At 60.7% G+C, this 5,706-nt stretch carries 8 protein-coding genes; 7 read left to right on the top strand and 1 reads right to left on the bottom strand.

Annotated elements, in window-relative coordinates; genetic code table 11:
* The 7 genes from ABY403_RS12615 to ABY403_RS12645 form a co-directional block, all read left to right on the top strand.
* Positions 1-364, top strand: a 364-nt coding sequence (locus tag ABY403_RS12615; RefSeq protein WP_372841176.1) for a sodium:calcium antiporter, incomplete at its 5' end; no start/stop codon positions are given.
* On the top strand, positions 361-1,140 hold the full coding sequence (locus tag ABY403_RS12620; RefSeq protein WP_372841177.1) for an SDR family oxidoreductase: 780 nt from the start codon (positions 361-363) through the stop codon (positions 1,138-1,140). The genes ABY403_RS12615 and ABY403_RS12620, both read left to right, overlap by 4 nt.
* 304 nt (positions 1,141-1,444) lie before the next feature.
* Complete coding sequence (uvrC, locus tag ABY403_RS12625) at positions 1,445-3,319, top strand: excinuclease ABC subunit UvrC (protein WP_372841178.1); 1,875 nt, start codon at positions 1,445-1,447, stop codon at positions 3,317-3,319.
* Positions 3,320-3,435: 116 nt separating this feature from the next.
* Positions 3,436-3,801: a hypothetical protein gene (locus ABY403_RS12630; protein ID WP_372841179.1), complete on the top strand. Its 366-nt coding sequence runs from the start codon at positions 3,436-3,438 to the stop codon at positions 3,799-3,801.
* A gap of 159 nt (positions 3,802-3,960) precedes the next feature.
* Positions 3,961-4,629 (top strand): CDP-diacylglycerol--glycerol-3-phosphate 3-phosphatidyltransferase, encoded by a 669-nt coding sequence (gene pgsA, locus ABY403_RS12635; RefSeq protein WP_372841180.1) that lies wholly within the window; start codon positions 3,961-3,963, stop codon positions 4,627-4,629.
* The gene (moaD, locus tag ABY403_RS12640; protein WP_372841181.1) at positions 4,626-4,874 is read left to right on the top strand and encodes a molybdopterin converting factor subunit 1; all 249 of its coding nucleotides are present in this window, start codon (positions 4,626-4,628) and stop codon (positions 4,872-4,874) included. The genes pgsA and moaD overlap by 4 nt, the downstream gene beginning before the upstream one ends.
* A gap of 3 nt (positions 4,875-4,877) precedes the next feature.
* Entirely contained in the window at positions 4,878-5,318 is a 441-nt protein-coding gene (locus ABY403_RS12645) for a molybdenum cofactor biosynthesis protein MoaE (RefSeq protein ID WP_372841182.1), read from the top strand.
* Between the two features lie 15 nt (positions 5,319-5,333).
* Here ABY403_RS12645 and ABY403_RS12650 read toward each other — a convergent pair.
* The coding region (locus ABY403_RS12650; protein WP_372841183.1) for an NAD(P)/FAD-dependent oxidoreductase at positions 5,334-5,706 on the bottom strand (373 nt) is incomplete at its 5' end.

Genomic DNA, 5,706 nt, shown 5'->3' on the forward strand with positions numbered 1-5,706 from the left:
CCGCGCCATCGGCATTTCCGAGGCAGTGATTGGCCTGACACTGGTAGCGGTTGGCACGTCGCTGCCAGAACTTGCAACTTCGGTGACTGCCGCGGTCAGAGGGCGCGCAGATGTGGCGCTGGGCAACGTGATCGGGTCAAATATCTTCAACATTCTTGCGATTCTTGGCGTGGCCGGGCTGGTTGGGCCAATGCCCTTTCCCGCGCAGATGACACAATTTCATATTTGGGTCATGCTTGCGGTTGCGCTGGCGCTTGGCCCCTATGTGATGGGAGGTCGCCCGATCAAACGCAGCACGGGGTTTGTGATGGTAACTGCTTACGCGGGCTATGTGGTGGCGATGGCAACCGGGGTGGTGCAATGAAACAGGCCGCACTTGTAACCGGCGGCGCGCGGCGATTGGGCCGCGCGATGGCCGAATACCTCGCCGGGCGCGGCTACGCGGTGGCGATTCACTACCATACCTCGGGCAGCGAGGCAGAATCGCTTGCCGCAGATTTGCGCGCCAAGGGGTGCAACGCAGTTGCGCTTGGCGCGGACCTTCTGGACGAGGCCGCCACGGCCGATCTGCTGCCGCGCGCAGCCAAAGCGCTTGGAACTTCCTTGACGCTGTTGGTCAACAACGCCTCGATTTTCGAGTATGACACGATCCGCACAGCAACCCGCACCAGTTGGGACCGGCACATAGGCTCGAACCTACGCGCGCCCTTCTTGCTGACGCAGACCTTCGCTGCGCAGGCACCCAAGGCCGATCGCAGTGGTGCAGAGCCACGGCCAAGGGCGCAGATTGTCAACATGCTCGACCAGCGGGTGCTGAAGCTGACCCCAGAGTTTGCAAGCTACACTGTCGCCAAGATGGGCCTCTGGGCGCTGACGCGCACCGCTGCACAAGCGCTGGCACCCGATATCCGTGTAAACGCCATCGGCCCTGGCCCGACGATGCAAGGCGCGCGGCAAAGCGACAGCCACTTTGCGCGGCAGCGCGCGGCAACGCCGCTGCAACGTGGCGCGGGGCCAGAAGACATATGCGCGGCGCTCGGATATTTGCTTGATGCACCGGCTGTAACGGGGCAATTGATATGCGTGGATGGCGGCCAGCATCTTGCGTGGCAAACCCCCGATATTCTTGGCCTTGAGTAGGCACTGGCCACCATGTCGCAGCCTGACCCACTTGACTTGTGCACGTCTCGGTCCGACTTCACAAATCCGTTAAGAATCTTTAAGTATTTTCAGTCATTTGCCTATGTGCAAAATATTAATTACATGTTCTCAATGGCTTATATAAAAGCCTAAAAATTAGGCACTGCGATAAACCGGGCCAAAAACAAGGCAAAAACGACGCTACGCAAATTCTTCCAACAGAGTTATCCACAGATTCCGTGGACAGCTTTTCTCTTGCGCGATGTCGCGTAAGGTTGCAGGCACACCAAGGAATCAAATGCCGATGACCGAGACCCCACCCCCGAGCACAGCACCACTGACCGGCCATGCGCTGATCCAAAGCCTGCTCAAGACGCTCGATAGCTCGCCCGGTGTCTATCGGATGCTGAATGCGGCGAATGAAGTGCTTTACGTCGGCAAAGCACGCGCCTTGCGGGCGAGGGTGTCGAACTACGCGCGGCCCTCTGGCCACTCGGGCCGCATCGCGCGGATGATTTCCGAAACCACGTCGATGATGTTTCTGACAACGCGCACAGAAACCGAGGCGCTGTTGCTTGAGCAAAACCTGATCAAGCAGTTGAAGCCGCGCTACAACGTGCTGCTGCGCGATGACAAAAGCTTTCCCAATATTCTTGTATCAAAGACCCACGCCTTTCCGCAGATCAAAAAGCATCGCGGCGCGAAATCTGAAAAGGGCGATTACTATGGCCCATTCGCAAGCGCGGGGGCCGTGAACCGTTCGTTGAACCAGTTGCAGCGGGTATTCGGTCTGCGCACCTGCACTGATGCGGTGTTTGAATCGCGCACGCGGCCATGCCTGCTTTACCAGATCAAGCGGTGCGCCGGGCCCTGCGTCGGCAAGGTTTCTGAAGCCGATTATCGAAAGCTCGTGGCCGACGCCGAAAGCTTTCTGCAAGGCAAGACCACGCGGATTCAAGAAGACCTTGCGCGCGAAATGGGCGCTGCGGCCGAGGCGATGGAATATGAACGCGCCGCGGCGCTGCGCGACCGGATACGGGCGCTGACGCAAGTGCAGCAAAGCCAAGGCATCAACCCGCAAGGTGTGGCCGAAGCAGACGTGGTGGCGCTGCATATGGAAGGCGGGCAAGCCTGTGTGCAGGTGTTCTTTATTCGCGCCAACCAAAGCTGGGGCAACCGCGACTTTTACCCCCGCACCGGGTCTGGGGCCGAGCCGCCGGAAGTGCTCGAGGCGTTTCTGGCGCAGTTTTATGACGACAAAACCCCGCCGCGGTTGATTTTGCTGAACCACGAGATCGAGGATGCCGATCTGATGGTGCAACTGCTCAGCCAGCGCGCCGGGCGGCGGGTAGAACTTGCGGTCCCGCAACGGGGCGAAAAGGCCGAGTTGGTAGAAAACGCCGCCCGCAACGCGCGCGAAAGCCTCGCCCGGAAAATGAGCGAAAGCGCAGCACAAAGCCGTTTGCTGGCCGGGCTGGCCGAAGCCTTCGGACTAGAGGCACCGCCGCGGCGCATCGAGGTTTATGATAACAGCCATATTCAGGGCGCGCACGCGGTAGGCGGCATGATTGCGGCGGGCCCCGAAGGTTTTTTGAAAAGCCAGTATCGCAAGTTCAACATCAAGGGCGCAGATCTGACCCCCGGCGACGATTTCGGGATGATGAAAGAGGTGCTGAGTCGTCGCTTTGCCCGGCTGCTGAAGGAAGACCCGGACCGCGAGCTTGGCCTCTGGCCTGATCTTATACTGATCGACGGCGGTGCCGGGCAGGTTTCGGCGGTGGCGGGCATCATGGCCGAAATGGGCGTGGATGACATTGCGATGATCGGCGTTGCCAAAGGCATCGACCGAGACCTTGGGCGCGAAGAGTTTCATCGGCCCGGCGCGCCCCCCTTTGCGCTACGCACTGGCGACCCGGTTCTTTACTTCGTCCAACGGCTGCGTGACGAGGCGCATCGCTGGGCAATCGGCGCGCACCGGGCAAAACGGTCCAAGGCGGTCTCGGCCACGCCGCTTGATGAAATCCCCGGTATCGGTGCTGCGCGCAAACGCGCTCTGCTGGCGCATTTCGGCAGCGCCAAGGCGGTCAGCCGTGCAGGCCTGCCCGACCTGCAAGCGGTGCCCGGCATCTCGCAGGCGATGGCCGAAACGATCCACGGGTTTTTTAACGCAAAAACCTAGACAAGCTTCTGCTTTGCGCCCGCAAATCAGAACCGTTGCGACATTTTGTCGCAGCGCGTAGCATCTGCAGACGGCCCGCGCGCCGGAGCGACGGGTGTTGGCAGAGGAGGGTTGCCATGCGTGGAATAGCTTTCTGGTTTATTGCGACAGGCTCGGTTTTCGTCACGATCGGGATGGTAGGCGGTATTGCAATGTCGATCGCGGCAGATCACACCTTTGCGCCAGCCCATGCCCATTTGAACCTTGTAGGATGGGTCACGATGGCGCTGTTCGGTTTTTACTATCATCTGGTGCCGGCGGCTGGTGCCACCAGCCTTGCGCGCATCCATTTCGCCGTCGCTACGATTGGCGTGATCACCATGATCCCCGGCATCATGTTCGCCATCGTCGAGCAAGGCGAATTGCTGGCAAAGGTAGGCTCGTTGCTTTCACTGGCATCTATGCTGATCTTTGTCTTCACGGTCTTGCGCAACCGCACCTGACTGCGCGCGGAGAACGAACGAAGCGGCAATCACAATATCTGCCGACACGCCGCCTTGGCACCAGTAACGGCAACAAGCTTCGACCCGCCGACCTTCGTGCGGGGGGTTGTGCCGCAATCCCCCTTTCAAAGGCAACCTAGAATAGGCTATCGATCAGATATGCGATTCAACCTGCCCAATACCCTGACGGTAGGCCGATTGATTGCCGCGCCGGGCGTGGCAGTCATGTTTCTGTATTTCCAGCGCCCTTGGGCCGATTGGTTTGCGTTGACGCTGTTCATTTCAGCCGCCATCACCGACTACTTCGACGGCTATCTGGCGCGGCTTTGGAAACAGGAAAGTCGGTTCGGTGCCATGCTCGACCCCATCGCCGACAAGGCAATGGTGGTGATCGCGCTGGTAATTCTGACCGGCTATTCCGGCATGAACCCTTGGCTCATCCTGCCTGCCACGGTGATCCTGTTTCGCGAGGTGTTCGTATCGGGGCTGCGCGAGTTTCTGGGTGCTGACGCGTCGCTGCTCAAGGTCACCAAACTCGCCAAGTGGAAAACCACGACGCAGATGGTGGCGATTGCCATTCTGTTTCTTGGAACCGGGCTTGAATATCTTGAAGGCGTGGCGCGCCGCGGCCTGACGCCCGAGCAATATGCCGATGCTGTCAGCCACGGGCTTGCAGACCCGGTGCGCTCTTGCGGGTTGCGTGGGTGTTCGTCACTGGCGACCGACATCGGTCTGGTGCTGATCTGGTTGGCGGCACTGCTGACGCTGATCACCGGGCTCGACTATTTCCGCAAGTCGCTGCCATTTCTGAAGGACCCCGTGAAATGATCGACGTGCTCTATTTCGCTTGGGTAAGAGAGCGTATCGGAGTAGCGCGCGAAGCGGTCGAAACACAGGCCGCGACCGCGGCCGAACTGGTGGCCGAATTGGCCGCGCGCGATGCGCGCTATGGCGCGGCTTTTGCCGATACATCGGCGTTGCGGGTGGCGCTTGACCACAAGCTTTCCAGCTTTGACGCCCCCCTCGCCGGGGTTCGTGAGGTGGCGTTCTTTCCGCCGATGACCGGGGGCTAAGCCATGCGCCTAAGCGTGCAGCAAGCCGCCTTTGACCCCGCAGCCGAGCTCGGGGCCTTTAGCGTGGCCCAAAGCAGCGTTGGCGCCGAGGTCAGCTTTACCGGACGGGTGCGTGACGATACCGGCACGCTGGTCGCGCTGGAAATCGAGCACTACCCCGGCATGACCGAGGCGGCGATCAGTGCCATTATGGCCGAGGCCACGGCGCGCTGGCAGTTGGCCGAATGTCTTGTCATCCACCGCCACGGACGCCTTGCGCCCGGCGAAGCGATCATGATGGTTGCAACAGCGGCGCGGCACCGCGCCGAAGCGTTTGCCGCCGCCGAATATCTGATGGACTACCTCAAATCGCGCGCGCCATTCTGGAAGCGCGAAATCACCGATACCGGTGCCACTTGGGTCGAGGCCAAGGCAACCGATGAAGATGCGCTGACGCGCTGGTAGCAGCAGGGCAGGCTTCTAAAGGCAATCCTCAACGCGGAAGCCATCGGGGATGTCGTCACGGCCTTCCAACAACAGATCGGCCATCGTGGTGGCAACCCGTGGTGCCATACCAAAGCCGATCTTGAAGCCGCCGTTTGCAATGTAATGCCCAGCACGCCCCGGCCATGCCCCCAGCACTGGCGCCATGGTCGAAGACCGCGGCCGCACCCCGGCCCAACGCGCCAGCACCGGTGCCGCTGCCAGATCGGGGCAAAGCGCGCGGATACGCAGCAGAACGTCGTCAAGCTGCGCGTCGGTAGTGTCGGGCGCATCAAAGTTCTTTTCGGCAGTAGACCCGACCGCGACAGTGCCGTTGGCATGCGGCACCACCAGCAACCCGTTGGCAAAC

Origin of the sequence: Phaeovulum sp. (genome assembly GCF_041596715.1) — a bacterium.
GTDB lineage: Bacteria > Pseudomonadota > Alphaproteobacteria > Rhodobacterales > Rhodobacteraceae > UBA6213.

Coding starts and splice junctions, on each gene's coding strand:
- ABY403_RS12620 (WP_372841177.1), top strand. CDS start 361: ATGAAACAGGCCGCACTTGTAACCGGCGGCGCGCGGCGATTGGGCCGC.
- ABY403_RS12630 (WP_372841179.1), top strand. CDS start 3,436: ATGCGTGGAATAGCTTTCTGGTTTATTGCGACAGGCTCGGTTTTCGTC.
- moaD (WP_372841181.1), top strand. CDS start 4,626: ATGATCGACGTGCTCTATTTCGCTTGGGTAAGAGAGCGTATCGGAGTA.
- pgsA (WP_372841180.1), top strand. CDS start 3,961: ATGCGATTCAACCTGCCCAATACCCTGACGGTAGGCCGATTGATTGCC.
- uvrC (WP_372841178.1), top strand. CDS start 1,445: ATGACCGAGACCCCACCCCCGAGCACAGCACCACTGACCGGCCATGCG.
- ABY403_RS12645 (WP_372841182.1), top strand. CDS start 4,878: ATGCGCCTAAGCGTGCAGCAAGCCGCCTTTGACCCCGCAGCCGAGCTC.